This window comes from Thiohalobacter thiocyanaticus (assembly GCF_002356355.1).
Classification (GTDB): Bacteria; Pseudomonadota; Gammaproteobacteria; order Thiohalobacterales; family Thiohalobacteraceae; genus Thiohalobacter; species Thiohalobacter thiocyanaticus_A.
The window spans coordinates 879,435-896,477 of record NZ_AP018052.1 but is presented as its reverse complement, the minus strand read 5'-3'; the positions used below and the strand labels follow the sequence as shown (position 1 = coordinate 896,477).

17 protein-coding genes are annotated in these 17,043 nt (G+C 63.8%); 11 read left to right on the top strand and 6 right to left on the bottom strand.

What is annotated here, in order from left to right; genetic code table 11:
• Positions 1-120 precede the first annotated feature (120 nt).
• The 3 genes from CFK21_RS04135 to CFK21_RS04125 are packed head-to-tail and all read left to right on the top strand — an operon-like array spanning position 121 to position 2,287.
• Positions 121-912, top strand: a complete 792-nt coding sequence (locus CFK21_RS04135; protein ID WP_172844249.1) for a fused MFS/spermidine synthase — start codon at positions 121-123, stop codon at positions 910-912.
• A complete protein-coding gene (locus CFK21_RS04130) occupies positions 912-1,748 on the top strand; it encodes a RibD family protein (protein WP_157745346.1) in 837 nt (278 codons plus the stop codon). The genes CFK21_RS04135 and CFK21_RS04130 overlap by 1 nt, the downstream gene beginning before the upstream one ends.
• Entirely contained in the window at positions 1,745-2,287 is a 543-nt protein-coding gene (locus tag CFK21_RS04125; protein WP_096365037.1) for an NUDIX hydrolase, read from the top strand. Before CFK21_RS04130 ends, CFK21_RS04125 begins: the two co-directional genes overlap by 4 nt.
• 473 nt (positions 2,288-2,760) lie before the next feature.
• Here the strand turns inward: CFK21_RS04125 and CFK21_RS04120 are convergent, their stop codons facing one another.
• From CFK21_RS04120 to CFK21_RS04110, 3 genes are all read right to left on the bottom strand, one after another.
• The gene (locus CFK21_RS04120) at positions 2,761-3,135 is read right to left on the bottom strand and encodes a hypothetical protein (protein WP_096365035.1); all 375 of its coding nucleotides are present in this window, start codon (positions 3,133-3,135) and stop codon (positions 2,761-2,763) included.
• 113 nt (positions 3,136-3,248) lie between these two features.
• Complete coding sequence (locus tag CFK21_RS04115; RefSeq protein ID WP_172844248.1) at positions 3,249-4,388, bottom strand: sialidase family protein; 1,140 nt, start codon at positions 4,386-4,388, stop codon at positions 3,249-3,251.
• Positions 4,389-4,455: 67 nt separating this feature from the next.
• Positions 4,456-6,705 carry a TonB-dependent receptor gene (locus CFK21_RS04110; RefSeq protein WP_197702993.1) on the bottom strand — a complete coding sequence of 750 codons (2,250 nt, stop codon included), beginning with the start codon at positions 6,703-6,705 and terminating at the stop codon, positions 4,456-4,458.
• A 472-nt stretch (positions 6,706-7,177) separates the two neighbouring features.
• Between CFK21_RS04110 and CFK21_RS04105 the strand changes: the two genes are divergently transcribed.
• Both CFK21_RS04105 and CFK21_RS04100 read left to right on the top strand, forming a co-directional pair.
• Positions 7,178-8,461: an ATP-binding protein gene (locus CFK21_RS04105; protein ID WP_096365031.1), complete on the top strand. Its 1,284-nt coding sequence runs from the start codon at positions 7,178-7,180 to the stop codon at positions 8,459-8,461.
• A gap of 14 nt (positions 8,462-8,475) precedes the next feature.
• Complete coding sequence (locus CFK21_RS04100) at positions 8,476-9,009, top strand: response regulator transcription factor (protein WP_096365029.1); 534 nt, start codon at positions 8,476-8,478, stop codon at positions 9,007-9,009.
• 51 nt (positions 9,010-9,060) lie between these two features.
• Here the strand turns inward: CFK21_RS04100 and CFK21_RS04095 are convergent, their stop codons facing one another.
• Positions 9,061-10,686, bottom strand: a complete 1,626-nt coding sequence (locus CFK21_RS04095; protein WP_172844247.1) for a methyl-accepting chemotaxis protein — start codon at positions 10,684-10,686, stop codon at positions 9,061-9,063.
• Positions 10,687-10,840: 154 nt separating this feature from the next.
• On the opposite strand from CFK21_RS04095, the gene CFK21_RS04090 reads away from it, so the two are divergent.
• Positions 10,841-11,809, top strand: a complete 969-nt coding sequence (locus tag CFK21_RS04090; protein WP_096365025.1) for a D-2-hydroxyacid dehydrogenase — start codon at positions 10,841-10,843, stop codon at positions 11,807-11,809.
• Between the two features lie 35 nt (positions 11,810-11,844).
• Here the strand turns inward: CFK21_RS04090 and CFK21_RS04085 are convergent, their stop codons facing one another.
• The gene (locus CFK21_RS04085; RefSeq protein WP_096365023.1) at positions 11,845-12,789 is read right to left on the bottom strand and encodes an HPP family protein; all 945 of its coding nucleotides are present in this window, start codon (positions 12,787-12,789) and stop codon (positions 11,845-11,847) included.
• Positions 12,790-12,922: 133 nt separating this feature from the next.
• On the opposite strand from CFK21_RS04085, the gene trmH reads away from it, so the two are divergent.
• From trmH to CFK21_RS04065, 5 genes are all read left to right on the top strand, one after another.
• On the top strand, positions 12,923-13,621 hold the full coding sequence (trmH, locus tag CFK21_RS04080) for a tRNA (guanosine(18)-2'-O)-methyltransferase TrmH (RefSeq protein WP_096365021.1): 699 nt from the start codon (positions 12,923-12,925) through the stop codon (positions 13,619-13,621).
• A gap of 8 nt (positions 13,622-13,629) precedes the next feature.
• Complete coding sequence (locus CFK21_RS04075) at positions 13,630-14,130, top strand: YhcB family protein (RefSeq protein ID WP_096365019.1); 501 nt, start codon at positions 13,630-13,632, stop codon at positions 14,128-14,130.
• A gap of 165 nt (positions 14,131-14,295) precedes the next feature.
• Entirely contained in the window at positions 14,296-14,469 is a 174-nt protein-coding gene (locus CFK21_RS15135) for a hypothetical protein (protein ID WP_157745343.1), read from the top strand.
• A gap of 122 nt (positions 14,470-14,591) precedes the next feature.
• Positions 14,592-15,059 (top strand): LEA type 2 family protein, encoded by a 468-nt coding sequence (locus tag CFK21_RS04070; protein WP_096365017.1) that lies wholly within the window; start codon positions 14,592-14,594, stop codon positions 15,057-15,059.
• A 7-nt stretch (positions 15,060-15,066) separates the two neighbouring features.
• Positions 15,067-15,591, top strand: a complete 525-nt coding sequence (locus CFK21_RS04065; protein ID WP_096365014.1) for a metallophosphoesterase family protein — start codon at positions 15,067-15,069, stop codon at positions 15,589-15,591.
• An 18-nt stretch (positions 15,592-15,609) separates the two neighbouring features.
• Here CFK21_RS04065 and CFK21_RS04060 read toward each other — a convergent pair whose 3' ends face one another.
• Positions 15,610-17,025 (bottom strand): HDOD domain-containing protein, encoded by a 1,416-nt coding sequence (locus tag CFK21_RS04060; protein WP_096365012.1) that lies wholly within the window; start codon positions 17,023-17,025, stop codon positions 15,610-15,612.
• Between the last annotated feature and the right edge of the window lie 18 nt (positions 17,026-17,043).

Sequence of the window (17,043 nt, the reverse complement as noted above, 5' to 3'; positions counted from 1 at the left end):
CCCGGTGCCCTCCTCCGGCGGCCGGCCCCGCGCCCTGCGCGGGGCCGGTCATTTTTTGCTTGGCAGCCAGGCCCTTGTCATTACAATGGGCGGAATCGCCGGGGGAGGGGAAGAACAACGATGCTGGCCGGCCGGGGGCAACTGGTGCATATCGAACGCGACGCGCACGGCGTGCTGGAAGTCATTGACGACCAGTACACGCGCTCGCTCTATTTCGGCACCGCCGCCCGCCAGAGCAGCATGAGCCATGCCGACCCCGTCACCCTGGTGCTGAGCTACACCCGGGCCATGCTGGCCGGGCTGCTGTTCCAGCCCCGCCCCGCGGAGATCCTCATCATCGGCCTCGGCGGCGGCTCGCTGCTGCGCTTTCTGGCCCACCATTATCCCGAGGCCGATATCACCGTCGTCGAGTACCGCGAGGCAGTGATCGAGATCGCCCGGCGCTTTTTTCAGCTGCCGGAGCATCCGCGCATCCGCATCGAGCACGGAGACGGCACCGAATTGATCCACAACCCGGCCCAGCCGCTGTACGACCTGATCCTGGTGGATGCCTTCGATGCCGTCGGCCTGCATCCCGGCGTGGCCTGCGAGCCCTTCCTGCAGGCCTGTCAGCGGCGGCTGCGGGAAGGCGGCCTGATCGCCCTCAATCTCTGGAATACCGACAAGGCCCGTTGCCGCGCCCACATCCGCTGCTTCGAGGCTGCGCTCGGGCAGCGCTCGCTGCGCCTGCCGGTGGAGGCGCGCAACAACCTGATCGTGTTCGGCGCCCCGCACCTCCAGCGGCTGCCGTCGCGCCGGTCCCTGCAGGCCACCGCGCCGGCGCTGAAACAGCGGCTGGGACTCGACTTCCCCGACCTGTATCGCCAGCTGCGCCGCCACAACACCCTGCCACTGCAATGGTTGTTCACCTGATGTCCGACACCAGCATCCAGCAACTCTATCCGCGCAGCAGCCGGGACCATGCCCTCGAAGGGCTGTATCTGCAGCAGCGGCTGCATCACCGCGGCGAGCCCGGCCGGCCCTTTGTCTACAGCAATTTCATCAGCAGTCTGGATGGCCGCATCGGCGTGGCCGCACCCGGCCGCGACACCCACCAGGTCCCGCCAGCCATTGCCAATCCGCGCGACTGGCGGCTGTTCCAGGAACTGGGCACCCAGGCCGACCTGCTGATCACCAGCGCGCGCTATTTCCGCGAATACGCCATCGGCCAGGCCCAGGATACCCTGCCCGTCGGCGCCGGCCGGAAGTTCGACGACCTGCGCCGCTGGCGTCTGGATCAGGGGCTGTCGCCCCAGCCCGACATTGCCATCATCAGCGCCAGCCTGGACATCCCGGTCCAGGCCCTCGCGGCCTACCCGCACCGGCGGCTGCATCTGCTCACCGGCGCCGATGCCGACCCGCAGCGGATCCAGGCGCTGGAACAGGCCGGGGTACAGGCGCACTACGTGGGTGAGGGACACCAGGCCGAGGGCGGCCGCACCCTGGACGCCCTGGCCGCGGCCGGCTATCGCAGCATCTACGTCATCGGCGGCCCGCATGTGCTCAACACCCTGCTTCAGGCCGGCCGTCTGGACCGGCTGTACCTGACCTTCGCCGGCCGCATCCTGGGCGGCGAGGACTTCAGCACCTTCGTCTACGGCAGCCACCTGGAACCCGCGCCGCGGCTGCAGCTGGCCCAACTCTACTACGACCCGCTCGCCCCCGAGGGCTGCGGGCAGCTGCTCGGCTGCTACGACCTGCTGGAATGATCCGTACTCCGCTCTACAAAGGGGAACTGGTGGACCTCGGTCGGGAACACTTCACCCGGCCCGACGGCCGTGACCAGACGCTGGAAGTGGTCCGCCACCCCGGCGGGGCCGCAGTCGTGGCGGTGAATGAAGACCACCAGGTCTGCCTGCTGCGCCAGTACCGCCATGCGGCCGGCGGCTGGCTGTGGGAACTGCCGGCGGGCAAGCTGGAAGCCGGGGAGGCACCACAGGTCACAGCACAGCGGGAACTGAAAGAGGAAGCCGGGCTGCAGGCCGCCGAATGGCGCGAACTCGGTGAGATCCTGACCACGCCGGGCTTCTGCGATGAGGTTATCCACCTGTTTCTCGCTACGGAACTTGTGGCTGTCGCGACCGATCACCAGGCCGACGAACTGATCGAATGTCACTGGGTATCACTGCAACAGGCGCTGGAATGGGCCGGTGACGGGACCATCCGCGACGCCAAGACTCTGCTGGGGTTGTACCGCATGACGCAAGCGGAAACGCCCGGGATTGCATTTCGTCTTCACCCGGCCTGACCCCATCAGACCCGCTGCCGACGGCCTCCGGGGAGTTGCGTCGCAGGATACGGTCTCGCCCGCCGGCGTGCCCGGGGCCGGCTGGCACTGGTGGTGGTTTCACCCAGGCCATGAAACCGCCATTGGCCGGCAACCTGGCCGGGCGAAGTGGCACGGCGGGTGAGCGCAATCAGTACCGGGTCGGCATTACCGCGGAAGGCGTCAGGCCTCATTGCGGCGGCCGCGGCTCTGATCGGGAGCGCGAGGTGAACCCGGCCGTTGCCTCAGTCCCGGCATCCGCGGCAAAGGACGTGGTGAAATCAGCGGGCAGATCTGTCACACACTCCCGAGACCCCTGAGTCAGTTTCTGCGCATCCCGCTGCGCGGGGTCCGGCAGAACCATTGAGGCCAGCAACAGCGCGTGCAACACGGCTGCAACCAGGGCCAGGCCACGGCCGAATCCACCCGTTGCCGGCCGTGCGCACGGCATTGCATCAGTCTCCAGTCACCGACTGCAGCCAGGCATCGAAACGCTCGCGATCGAGTCGACCGCTGACGCCGATCGGTTCCTCCCCCGCGGCCACCAGATATGTGCGGGGCAGTTCGCCGCCCCAGCCCGGATCCACGTCATAGCGCAAGCGCTCGACAAAGGCTTCGGCAAAAATCCAGTGACGCGCCGGCTCGAAGCCGTATTTGCGCAGACGCGTGGAAACCGCTTCAGCCGAGGTAACCGGGTCGGTGGCCACCAGCACCACCTCAGCCTCGCTACCATCGCGGCCGGCCAGCCACTGCAACTCCTCCTGGCAGTAACTGCATTCCAGCGACCAGAAAACGATGACCCGCGCGCGATCGGGCTCAGCCGTGAGCAATTGCCCCATCGTCCCTGCCACGAATGGCCTGGGCGCGGGCGCGGCAAGGGCAAGCCCGACCCAACCCAGCAGGCAGGCCATCAGCGAATAATGCCGAACACGGTATCGCATGGTCACACCCCCTCAAAGTCGATTTCGAACAGGCGATAGCCCTCCTCCAGCGACGCCCAGGACAGGAATACCCGCTCCCGGTAGGCCAGCAGCACGGGATGGTCGGAAGGCCCCTGGCTGTACGCCACCGGCCGGGACGGGCCCCAGCTGCGCCCGGCGTCGGTTGAGACCCGCGTCATGACGGCGCTGCGCATGCCGTCGAACTCCTTCCACACCAGAACCACCCGGTCACCGAGACTGATCACGTCCGGGTGCCCCGGCTGCGCCCGGGCATCGCCGAACTGCATAGCTGCGGAAAAATTTTCGCCACGGTCCCGGCTGCGCAGGTAATGCAGCGTGGCCTGGCCCTGCGCCTGCGTATACCAGGCGAAGTGGTACAGCCCGTCCGGCCCGATCGCCAGCGCCGGGCCGTGATGCGGGCAGGCGTCGATCTCCCAACCCTCGGACCCAATCCGAACCGGCTCCGATTTCCCATCCAACCTGAGCATGGCGTGATCGCGCGTATTACGGCCGAAGATATGACGCCAGAACACCACCGGGGTGTCATCGGTATCCAGCGCCATGGCCACACGGCAGCATTCACAGGTGTGATCGGCCAGCTTGACATTGGGCTGGATGCTCGCCCCACCGTTACTGGAGGCCGCCGCATACAGCGCCGCCCCGGCGTAATGCTCACCCCGTTGCTGTGCTGCCGCCCGATCGCGCTTGTCCAGCCAGGCCAGCCAGAGTCGTCCGTCGCCTGCCGCCTGCAGCGCATCGAAACGATGGCTGATCTGATCGCGGTTATCATTGACAGTGACCGGAGGCTCAAAATCAAGGCCGCCGTCATGGGAGCGGATCAGACGAATGTCACCGGTATAGGGTTTATCCCGCGCCCGCGTGTAGGACACATACACCCCGCCATCCTCGGTAACACGAAGCTTCGGCTTGTTCTCGCCGTCTGCGACGATGGCCTCCGGTTCGGGGGTGAGACGAACCGCCGGGGTGAAGCTGCTGCCGAAATCGCGTGAGCGGCGCAGCCAGATGTGGCCATCGCGCGGTGAGATCACCCAGAGAACGCCCTCGGAATCGAAGGCGGCAGAGGCCACACTGATCTGCGGCGAGGCGGCATAGGAGGGTATGACCACGGCCAGCATTGCCATACAGAGCCAGAGACCGCGTTTGATGTATAGATGCAATGTCATAGGCACAATTCCTGTAGCGAAGTGGTCAGTTCAACGACAATTTGAGCTCGGCGAAAAGCGTCCGTCCCGGGTAAGGGTGATAGACGAAGTAGCGTTCATCGGTCAAATTCTCGATGCCGATCCCCAGCTGCAGTTGCCGATTGACAGCGTAGCGCAGCTTGGCATCGAAAACGGTGAAGTTGCTGGTGGCGCCGAACGTGCTGGTATTGGTATCGGAGTTGTCGAGAGTGTTGTACTGCCGTCCTGAGTGACGCACCGCGGCAGTATAGGACAGCTTCGGCGTCTGGTGATACGTCGCCAGAAGATCAGCACGCACGCGCGGGATGCGGTAGAAGTTCTTACCCTCGGTATCAGGGTTATTGTCATTTTCCAGGGTTTCGGAATGGTTATAGGCGACACTGGCGTTGAGGTCGAGACCGTGAATGAAGGTATTCTCGCCCTGCCAGGCAAGCTCGATTCCACGAGTACGCACCCGGTCGATGTTCTGGATGTTGGTCACATTGGGGAATACCGTGGTATTGGTCTGACTCATGATGACATCACGCACATCCTCTTCGTACAGGGACAGTCGCAACACCCCGGTGGTGAAGAAGCGCTCGAAGGTAAGATCCTTGGAAAAGGCCTCCTCGGGCTTGAGATCCGGATCATTGTTGACCAGCGTCGTACCGACGACACGCCCCTGGAACAACTCACTTACGGTCGGGAAACGATACGCCCTGGCCAACGACAGCCGGACCAGCCAAGGCGAATCGGGAGCGTATTCCACTGAGGCTTTGGGGGACCACTCGCTTTGTTCGCGTTCAGGGTAACTTATGTTTGCATTGGTCGTGCCACGCCTGCCGTCGAAGGCCTGCCAGCGCTCGTAGCGCGCACCCAGCACCAGTTTCCAGTAGTCGTTCATCTGCCAGGCGTCCTGCGCATAGACCGCCTGAGTCTCGGTACGTCCGGCGAAACGGCTGTTGATGCCGGCCAGTGACTCAGCCCGCCAGTCCACGGCATCGTAGACAACGTTTTCGAGTGCGTATCTGTCATAGTGATAACCAAAGCTCACCCAATGCCCACCCACGAGTTCGGCCGGCCGATAATCCGTCCGCAGATCCAGGGTACGCCAACCGGTATCGTCGCCGTATTCCACCGTGCCGGCACCCGCGCCGGCGCTGGACGAGCGGCGGGTGATGTCCTCGGTCACCTCGTACAGAGACGCCGTCGCCTCAAAGTTCCAGCCCTCGACATTTCTGGTCTTGAGCGAGGCGCCATACAACCAGCGCGCGTCCTCGCCGTTACTCGGAGCGAAGGTGCCGGCAGGGACATCGTAACGCAGACCCGAGATGCTGATCGGCCCGCTGAAGACAGGATTACCGCCGGCATCCCGCAGATAGGTGGCAGTGGAACTGTCACGGTCCTGCTGCCAGTAACCGATAGTGAGCATACCCTGCAGGCTGGAGGTGAAGTCATAGGCAAACTTCGCCTTGAGTTGATCCTGGACCGTATGGTCCACTCCCTCGCTGTTGTAGCCGATGATCAGGCGATCCGCGTTCCTCTGGTCTCGGTCCGGCACTGCCCCGGTGACAACCGTCTCGCTGCCGGTTGCGGGCGTGGTGGAAGGGTACAGGCTGGCAAAACTCATGGGGTGGCTTTCATTGTCCAGCCGGTCGAGCGTAAACAGATAGGAAAACCGGCCTGCCCGGTCGCCGACCAAGCCGTTGAACCGGTGACCACCGTAGGAGGCATCGGTCGAATAGAGATCGAATTCCTGGCGGAAGGCCTGAAACCTGGCATCGGCGGTGAAGGAGGTGGGCATCCGGGTCGTGATCAATACTGTAGAACCGAGCGAATTACCGGAATATAACGCCGAATAGGGTCCGTAAATCACATCCACCCGCTCTATCTCCTGCGGGTTGACCATTGACCAGCGGGGCGGGAATCCGAAATCGGAACCCAGGAAATTACTTAACAGTAAACCGTCCGCCATCACCAGACTGCGCGCCGATTGTCGAGTGTTGGTGCCGCGCACGGAAATGATCGAATTGCGATCGCCGATGTAGCGCTTACGCACAACCATATTGGGCGCGTACTTCAAGGCGTCTTCGGTATCGACGACATTGAATTCTTCCATTTCTCTGGCGGTGACACCGATCGTCGGGCTCGGCATATTGGCCGGCATCGTCTGCCAGTCTCCGCTAATCGTCATCTCCGGTAGATATTCGACTTCCTGCGCCGCGCACAAGCCGGTCATGACAACCGTCAAGACGAGGATTGCGGTCGGCGTTGTCATGAATGACTTCCCAGTAAACATGCTTTTCACCTTGGTCGTAGTGATAGAGTTACCAACCTCAGATCCATCCCTTATGCCGACAGGCACTCCTGCAAACGCGGCCCCTGTCAACTCAGTTTCAGTAAGGAACGTACAAACACAAACCCGCTCCGGAATGGAACAAAGCTGTTGTTCCGATTGGATTTATGCCTGCGGTGAAAAATCTAACTCAAAACCGACCGCCTGCCTATGCGACATAGTGTCGCAGTCCATGCACGATTACGTCAGTCAGGAAGCGACAAACACGCAGGCCAGCGACGGCTGATCGATCCGCCTGGGAACGGACCGTGGTTCAACCAGCATGGTCTTAAGGGAAGTTGTATTGTTTGGCGGTTACATGGATCATATCGCAGGTAGCAGTAACGGACACCCATAATCGGTGCCAACGCATGCGCCGCGGCTTCCGGGTCAACGGGTAACACGCAGGCACACAATGAGGCCAGACAACACACAACCAACCGGCATGGTCTCGCAGACAGCGAACCTCAAACGCTTATTCACTCTGCGCACCATCGCCATCACCGGACAGGTCACCGCTGTGATCATCGCGGTCGAACTCCTCGACATCCGGCTGCCGATTCTCCCCATCAGTACAATCATCGCCGCACTTACCCTGTTCAATTTCCTGGCCTGGTATGCACTGCAGCGACAGTGGCATCGGATACAACCGGATTTCTTCAGTCACCTGCTGGTGGATGTGATCGCGCTGAGCGCCCTGCTCTACTTTTCCGGCGGCGCCAGTAATCCGTTTGTCCTGTTGTTCCTGCTGCCGCTGACCATCTCGGCGACCCTGCTCCCCGGCCGCTATACCTGGGCCCTGGCCGGCGCAACCGTGATTTGCTACACATTTCTCATGCGTTACCATGTTGACCTGACACATGCACACGGGGGCTCGAGCTCATTCGACATGCATGTCCTCGGGATGTGGCTGGGGTTTGTGCTGAGTTCCGGACTAATCGCCTACTTCGTTGTCGGCATGGGCAAGACAATGCGCCAGCAGGCTGACGACCTTGCATGTGCACGAGAACAGGCGCTACGCGACGAGCAGATGGTCGCCAGAGGCATGCTGGCGGCCACGACTGCACACGAACTGAGCACACCCCTCGCCACCGTGTCGCTCATTACGGCTGACCTACAGGAGGATTGCACCGACGCCTGCCCCCAGATACGCCAGAGACTCGCGACACTGGGCACTCAGGTTGAGCGTTGCAAGGCCGCACTATCGACCCTTTCCGCATCGGCCGGAGAGATACGTCTTGCAGGCGGCGGTCCGATGCGGGCCGACCTGTTCCTGCAGCAACTGCTCCGGGAATGGAAGCGATCACAACCGGACACCTTCGTCCACACCCACTGGGAGGACCAGTGCCGCACTGCCCCGATTATGGTCGACCGTATGCTGAACCAGGCACTGATCAACATCCTCGACAACGCTGCACAGGCATCACCCGATCAGGTGGAATGGCGGGCGCACATAGATCAGGATGAACTCATCATGGAGATTCTCGACCGGGGAGCCGGCCTCACTTCCGAGGCGAAGCAACGTGTCGGCAAGGAGCCGTTCACCACCAAACCCGAAGGCATGGGACTCGGTTTGTTCCTGGCCCATGCCGTCATCAGCAGACTCGGAGGCTATGTCACCCTGTTCAACCGTGATGGCGGCGGATTATGCACTCGCATTCAACTCCCCTGTCTGCAGCTGAACGACAGCAGCGTCTAGCCGAGGAACCGAACATGGGGCGGGAGCGACTTGCGCTGATCGATGACGACGAGGCCTTCTGCGTGGCCCTGGGACGGGCCCTGGAACGGAACGGCTTCGAAGTGGGTTGTGCGCACACACCGCAAGACGCACTGCGGCTTGTAAAGAAACTCGCGCCGACATACGCAGTCGTTGACCTGCGACTCGGCGAATTTTCGGGGCTGCCTGTGGTCGAGAAACTGTGTCGCCACGACCCGCAGATGCGGATCGTGGTACTTACCGGCTATGCAAGTATCGCGACGGCTGTCGAAGCCATCAAATTGGGAGCCATACAATATCTGACCAAACCCACCGACCCTGACGATCTGATCGCAGCGTTCGCTCAGCGCGAAGGCGACTCCGCTGTGATGCCTGCAATCACGCCGCTGCCACCACGCCGCCTTGAATGGGAATACATACAACGTGTGCTGCACGAGCACGATTACAACATCTCCGCTACCGCCCGCGCCCTGGGCATGCACCGTCGCACCCTGCAGCGCAAGCTGCAGAAATTCCCGGTTCGCGAGTAGTTCCTGCGGCGGCTGGGCCTGCCGGATCCGGGCATGCGGGCTCTCGCAACGTCAGATCCGGAATCTGCCCACCACGGCCTGCAGTTCACCCGACAGCGTATTCAGATCCTGACTCGAAGCGGCAATCTGCTCGGCCTCATCGGCGGTACGACCGACCACCTCGGTGATGTTGCTGATGTTGCAGTTGATCTCCTCGGCCACCGCGCCCTGTTCCTCGGCAGCGCTGGCGATCTGGGTGCTCATGTTGTGGATGGTGGCCACCGCGGCCTGGATCGACTGCAGTGACTGATCGGCCCGCGAGGCCTGCTCGACGCTGGATTCGGCCTGGCTGCGGCTGCGCTCCATGACCTCCACCGCTTCACGCGCGCCGCCCTGCAGACGCTCGATCATGGCCTGGATCTCCTCGGTGGATTCCTGGGTACGCTGGGCCAGGGTCCGCACCTCGTCGGCCACCACGGCAAAACCGCGCCCCTGCTCGCCGGCCCGCGCGGCCTCGATGGCGGCATTGAGCGCCAGCAGATTGGTCTGTTCGGCAATGCCGCGGATCACGTCCAGCACGGTGCCGATGGTTTCGCTGTCGGAGTCCAGCTTGGCGATGACCGTCGCGCCCTGGCGGACATCGGCGGCCAGCGCGTTGATGGCCTGGACCGTCTCGCGCACCACCTGCTGGCCGTTGCCGACCTCGCTGTCGGCATTGCTGGCCGCCTCGGCGGCGGAAACGGTGCTCTGTGCCACTTCCTGTACGCTGGCCGTCATCTGGTTGATGGCCGTGGCCACCTGATCGGTTTCGCTCTGCTGCTCCTTGACGCCCTGACGGGTGTGGGATGTAATCACTGCCAGCTGCTCGGCGGCCCCGGTCAGGGTGGCGGACACGCGTGAAAACTCACCCACCATCTCGCCCAGGTGACCGCAGATCTCACGCACCGCATCGGCGATCTGACCCAGTTCGTCACGTTGGGTGACATCCACCGAGACGGTGAAATCCCCGGTCGCGATGGCCTTGAGCCGGGTGGCCAGATGCTGGGCCGGGCGGATAATCTGGGTCTGCACCCCGACAAAGAACAGGACCGCTGCAACCGCGACCACCACTGCCATCAGTCCGAGGCTGAGATGGTAGCCTTCGCGGGCAGACTCCCGGGCCGCCGTACTGGTCTGCAGGGTACGGTCCTGCAGGGTGGTGATCAGGCCAACGAGCTGAGTGGTCAACTGCTGGTCTGCCGCGGCAGTGGTCAATCCCGCCCGATCAGCATCAAATCCGTTCTGACGCAGCAGCTGCAGCGCTGCATGCTGATCGGCAACCCACTGCTCATAATCGGTCTGAAAGGCCTCGATACGGCTCAGGATCTCGGAGTCGTCCATCTCCGTGGCCAGGATGTCGGCCTGCTCGCGCACCCGTTGCGCCAGTGCCTGATAGTCGAGCCAGTGACGTTCCAGCTCCGTGACACTGCCGGCCTGCAGCAGCAGCCGACTCCAGGCCAGCTGTTGTTCCCGATAGCTCAATTCCAGCTGCTGAGCCAGACGTTCGTGAATGAGTTCAACATCGTTGAGCTGGTGGTAACGCTCGATGGCCCCGTTGAGTTGCCCGAACCCGAAGAAACTCGCCAGCAGCAGCAGCAGGGTGCCGCCGCCGGAAATCAGTAGCAACTTGTTACGAATGCTCCCCATGAGCCAGTGCATTGTCGTTCTCCTGTCAGGCTGCGCGTGTCTGCCGCGCTCGTTCCACGAAGGGTGTCCGGTTGACCCCGATATCGGCCGACGGGCGTGAAGCTTGATGTCCGGGGCACCGGCGCGAGTGTTACAATCAGACCATGAGCCAAGCCCGAACAGGACCATGGATACCCCAGCCTGCCGCAAAGGCGTGATCCTCGATCTTGACAGCCTGCATCCCGGCGATCTGCGCCTGGATGGCCTGCTGGCCAGCCTGCCCGCGTGGGAGTTGCACGACCATACCCGACCGGATCAACTGGCGGCGCGTCTGTCCGGGCGCGATCTTGCCATTACCAACAAGTGCCCGCTGGATGCCGATGCACTCGCGGCCAGCCGGCTGCAGCTGATCTGCGTGGCCGCCACCGGGACCAACAATGTGGATCTCGAGGCCGCGCGCCGGCTCGGGATCGGGGTATGCAATGTCACCGCCTACGCCACGCCGTCCGTGGCCGAACACACCTTCGCTCTGATCCTGAGCCTGACGCGGCGGCTGAGCGAGCACCGCCGGGCGGCACGCGACACATGGTCGCAGTCGCTGCACTTCTGCGTGCTGGACTATCCGGTCGGGGAACTGGCCGGGCGAACGCTGGGCATCGTGGGCTACGGGGAACTGGGGCATGCCGTGGCGCGGCTGGGCGAGGCCTTCGGCATGCATGTACTGATCAGTGAACGTCCGGGGGCAGCGCAGCCGCGCCCCGGGCGCACGCCTTTCCCCACGGTACTGCAAACGGCGGATGTGCTTTCCCTGCACTGCCCGTTGACGCCGCATACGCAGGGACTGATCGATGCGGCAGCACTGCGGCGCATGCCGCGGCACGCCCTGCTGATCAATACCGCCCGCGGCGGCATCGTGGATGAAGACGCCCTGCTCGCGGCCCTGCAGTCAGGGCAGCTGGGCGGCGCGGCGCTGGACGTGCTGGCCAGTGAACCGCCGCCGGCACGGCATCCGCTGCTCACCGCCGACCTGCCCAACCTGATCGTCACCCCGCACGTGGCCTGGGCCGCGCGCGAGGCACGCCAGCGTCTGATCGACGAACTGCAGGCCAACATCGAGGCGTTTCAGGCGGGCGACAGCCGCAATCGGGTCATCTGACGGCTGCGAGGCGGAGGACACACGATCAGAGAAGGCTACGTAACCCGCTGCCAGGAGTTCTCGTTGAGAAATACCTCGTATTTCGCCCAGCGGGCGAATTCGTCCCGGGTGCAGGTCCCGCTCTGACGGCGGTTCCTGCCAGCCACGGTCTTGTAGATCACCAGGCCCTTGCCGTCGGGGCGCTCGTCGGTATCCACCACCTGGCGTACCGACCAGTGGTGGCCATAGTCACCGTTGGAGTAGTAACTCCCGACGCGGATGGAATCGAGCGGGACGTGCCGGGTATCAGCATGTTCCCGTGCCAGGCGGTAGATGGTGGCGAGATCGTCCTCGCTGACATCGATATAGGAACCGATGCGCCCCAGGGCATAGTCCAGATCTTCCAGATCGAAGTCCGCGAGATCCGAAGCCGGCGGCGCGGCAACGGCATGCGCCTGACTCCGCTCGAACAGCTGGTACAGGCCGGGGGGATAACGCCGCCAGTGAAATGCGGCGTTCACCAGCACGGCAACGGCAAGGATGATCACGGCATTGACCAGGATGGGAGTGAGGGCATACAGGTAGCCCAGTTCGCGGATGGGCTCTCCGCCGATCACGGCCACCAGCGCCGTGGCACCGCCCGGCGGGTGGGTGGCGCGCAGGTAGTACATCACCGTGATTGCACCGCCAACCGCCAGGGAGCCGGCCAGCAGCAACGGCTCGACCTGCTGGGCGACGAATACGCCGACCACGGCCGATACGCCGTGCCCGGCGAGCAGGTTCCAGGGCTGGGACAGCTTGCCGTGCGGTGCGGCGAACAGCAGTACCGCCGAAGCTCCCATGGAAGCAATGATCAGTGGAAAACCCCGGGCATCGGCCAGTGGCGCGGTCAGCCACATAATACAGATGATCCCGACAAAACCGCCCACACCGGAGATCAGTTTCTCCATATGACCGGTGGTATCGGCATCGATGCCCAGCACACGTGCAATCGCTTTCATCTTCAGGCCTCAGAGCTTACCGCCCGCACAAACCCCTCCCTCCGGGACCGGGAGGGGTCCGGGCAGTATAATGAATACATCACTATATTTTATTCATTTAATATACATCAAACATACTGCATGAAACCAACCCATGACCCCTGCCCGTTATCAACGCATCATCGAAGTACTCGACCGCCGCCAGCCCGACCTGACCCTGATCCTGGAAGGCGTGCATAAACCCCACAATCTGTCCGCGATCCAGCGCACAGCCGATGCCGTGGGGGTGCTGGACATGCATGCGGTCAGTCCCGAACGTCCTTACCGCAGCCGCAAGGGCACGGCCATGGGCAGTCAGAAATGGGTTCGGGTCCACAACCATGCCGCCACCGCCGATGCGGTCGATGCCCTGCAGGCGCGCGGCTTCCAGGTGGTCGCCGCTCACCTGTCGGAGCGCGCCCGCGACTTCCGCCGGATCGACTACAGCAGACCGACCGCAATCCTCATGGGTACGGAAAAATACGGCGTCAGCGGCCAGGCCCTGGCGCTGGCGGACGCCGAAATCACCATCCCCATGACGGGCATGGTCGCGTCGCTGAATGTCTCCGTGGCCGCGGCAGTGATACTCTATGAGGCACAGCGCCAGCGCGAACAGGCGGGCTGCTATGACACACCCCGTCTTGATCCGGAACTGCGGGCACGGCTGCTGTTCCGCTGGGGGTATCCACGCCTGGCGCAGCGCTATGACGGCCTGGGACTGCCCTACCCGCGAATCGGCGCCGACGGCGCCCTGCTCGACCCTGTTCCGGAACAGATCAGGCGCACCCTCACCTCACAGACAGACAACAATTAAGGAGCAACATGGAAGCCATCAACGAGTTCACCTTCTGGTCACTGTTGCTGATCGCGCTGCTGCTCGGTCTGGTAAGCGGATTTCTGGTGAGTTATCTGTGGCTGAATCAGGACTCCCGGGCCCGCAGCCTGCAGGCCGAACTGGAGCGCAGCCGCGAGGAACTCGACCAGTACAAGCAGAAGGTCAACCAGCATTTCCAGAAGACCGCGGAACTGTTCGAGGACATGACCGAACGCTACCGCGAGGTCTATCGGCATCTGGCCGCCAGCTCACAGGATCTGTGCGGCGAGCAGCCGCCCGCACTGCAGAATCCCGAGACACGACCGCAGCTGGCGGAACGTCGCAATGAGAACAGCCCGCAGGTCGGCGCGGAATCGGCGACAAAGGCATCAACCGAGGCCGCGACCGACAAGCGCGAGGAGGACGAGAACGCCATGTTCGGCGATTCCCCCTACCTGTCGGAAGCCGACCGCGCGGAACTGGACCGACAGCAGCGCGAACGCGGCTGAGTCCCGCGGCAATCGCCGCCGCAGCGCGCCCTGTCCGGGCGGTTGAACAGGTAAATCTGCACGCCGGCCTAAAGCCGGCTCCGGGCTTGACCGATACAACTCATGACGCCACCATGAAAGTGTGCGTGTACTTGCCGTTTCGACCCAGCAACCGGGGAGGACGCCATGAGCCCGAAACGTCATACCACCTCTGTTTCATCGACTGCACCGGCCAGGAAACACAAGGGCAAGGTGAGTTCCAACGCACTGCGTCAGGCCGTTGCCCGGCGCCGCCTGGAAGAACGCCGCGAAGCCGAACTGCTGCGCCAGCATCTGTTCGACGTCTTCGCTGACGAATAGGGCCGTCGCGCCCCGTTCCTGCTCCCGCCCGCGGGGCTGCAACCGGCCCCGTCCTCGTTTATTATCCCGGCGACAGGGTCCGCGAACAATTGCGGACAATCCGCACTGACGAGGACGTCGCCATGCCCCGCTGCCGCTCCCATCGCTGTTCGCTGCCGGCTCTCGCCCTGCTGTTGCTTCTTGCCGGCTGCAGTCATTTTCTCACCCGGCCCGAGGCACCCAGCGTCAGCCTGAACAACCTGCAGCTGGTCGAAGCCACCCTGTTCGAGCAACGCTATCTCCTGCACCTGCGCATCCAGAACCCGAACAACTTCGATCTGCCCATCAGCGGGATGAGCTACCGGCTGCTTCTCAACGGTCGCGAGTTCGCCACCGGCGTGAGCCGCGATCTGGAAACGCTGCCCGCCTACGGCGAGCAGGTAATCACGGTGAGCGTGGTCAGCAACCTGCTGCGCATCTACGAACAGCTGCGCAGCCCCGGCGACGGCGAGGCCTTCAGCTATGCCCTGGAAGGCAGCATCAGCCTGCAGGGCCTGCGCGCCCCGCTGCCGTTCAGCCAGCGCGGTGAACTTGCTCTCAATCCCCGCTAGCGCCGGCATGCGCATTGCCCTGCTCGCCGACACCCATGGTTACCTGGACCCGCGCATCGCCGAACGGGTTGCGCGCTGCGACCTGGCGGTGCATGCCGGTGACATCGGCAGCGCGCAGGTGCTCGATCAGCTGCGGCCGCGCTCGGGTGAAGTGGTCGCCATTCGCGGCAACAATGATATACCCGCGAAATGGCCGGCGGCTGAACGGATGCAGCTGGACAACCTGCAGTGGGAGATCGCACTGGCGCTGCCCGGGGGCGAATTGGTGGCGGTTCACGGACACCAGTGCCGCAGCGCGGCGCAGCGCCACCAGCGACTGCGAGGCCGTTATCCGCGCGCCCGGGCCATCGTCTATGGCCACAGCCATCGCCTGACCTGCGACGATGCGGCCGAACCCTGGGTGATCAACCCCGGGGCAGCGGGTCGCAGCCGCACCCACGGCGGACCGTCCTTCATCGTACTGATCGCCGGGCCGCGGCGCTGGCGGCTGGAGCCGCAGCGCTTTCCGCCGCGGACGCGGCAGGGAGAATAATCCGGCGCAGAATGCCGCTCAGGCCGCCAGCTGTCGCGCCATTGCATCCAGTCCCTGACGCTCATGGAGGCAGGCCTCCACCAGCTCATCGAGTTGCTCCAACTCCAGACCCAGGCGTGTCAGTACCGCCGTGGGCGGCTCGCCCTCGGCGCCATCCCCCAGCCCCTCGCGCCGCAGCAGCCAGTCCACCAGATAGACCAGCCCGGCATAGGCATCATGGGCGCCGCTGTACATCTCGTTGTGATGTTCACGCAATGCGGTCACCACCGGCTCCGGCATCGCCCATTCCTGCATCAGGCGGGCCCCCAGTTCAGTATGACTCGCACCAATGAGGCGGCGCTCTATCAGCACCACCGGAATGTGGGGATTGGCCGCCACCACCTTGTTGAGCAGAAAGAACTCGGACCGGTACAGATGCCCGAGCAGCAGGAAACCGAAGTTGTGCAGCAATCCGGCCAGGTAGGCCAGCCCCGGCTTGAGATCGAGCCTGCGTCCGTAGCGGCTGGCAATGGCCTGAGCCAGGGCCGCGCCGTAGGCGGCATGGCGCCAGAAGGCCTGCAGCCCCAGCGGGCCGTCGGCGGGATTGCGGAAGGCCTTGCTGGCGGCCAGACCCAGCGCCATGTTGAGCACCGTCTCGAACCCCAGCACCCGGGTGACGGCCTGATCCAGGGTATCCACGCGGCCGGCGTAGTTGAAGAAACCCGACCGGGCATAGCGCAGGATCTGAGCGGTGAGACTGGGGTCCCCCGAGACAACCTCAACCAGATCCTGTACATCGGCTTCCGCGTCATTGCGCAGCCGCAGCAGCCGGCGCGCCATGGCCGGCATGGCCGGCAGGCGATCGATGGCGGTGATGCGCTCGCGAATGTCGTCGACCGGATGCAGTCCCTGCAGGGCAGGCATGCGCTCCCACTGACCCGGCAGGGTGAATTCACGCACGTCCCGGCTCTCCAGTACCGACAGGGGACGGGCGATTTCGGCACGCTGGCTGTCGCGGTGCAGTTCGGTGAAAACCTCGCCCGCCATGCATACCAGGCGGTCGCGCAGACCCGGCTCGAAGCAGACCGTGGGCTGCGCGAACACCGCCGTATGCACCAGGGTGGTCAGGCCATAGGGGGCGCCGAGCGGCGGCACGGAACCGCTTTCGCAGTCGGCGAAGGTGCTGGCCGCGACCGGCCGGTCCACCGGCTGCAGGTCACGCCCCAGGCATTCACGGATGGCGTGAAAGTCCAGCAGGTGATTGGCCGGGAGCACGGCCAGCACCAGACCCCGGGCATCGCTCAGCAGCACCGCGCGCACCAGGCATTGCAGTCCCAGCTGACTGCGTTCGGCCGCCTCGGCCAGGGTTTCGGTCGGGGAATGGGCATGCAGGCGGTAGGCAATGCCCCGGGTTTCCAGATAGGTCTGGATGCGGTTGGCCAGTTCCGGATTCATACCGTCCTCGCCGGCAAT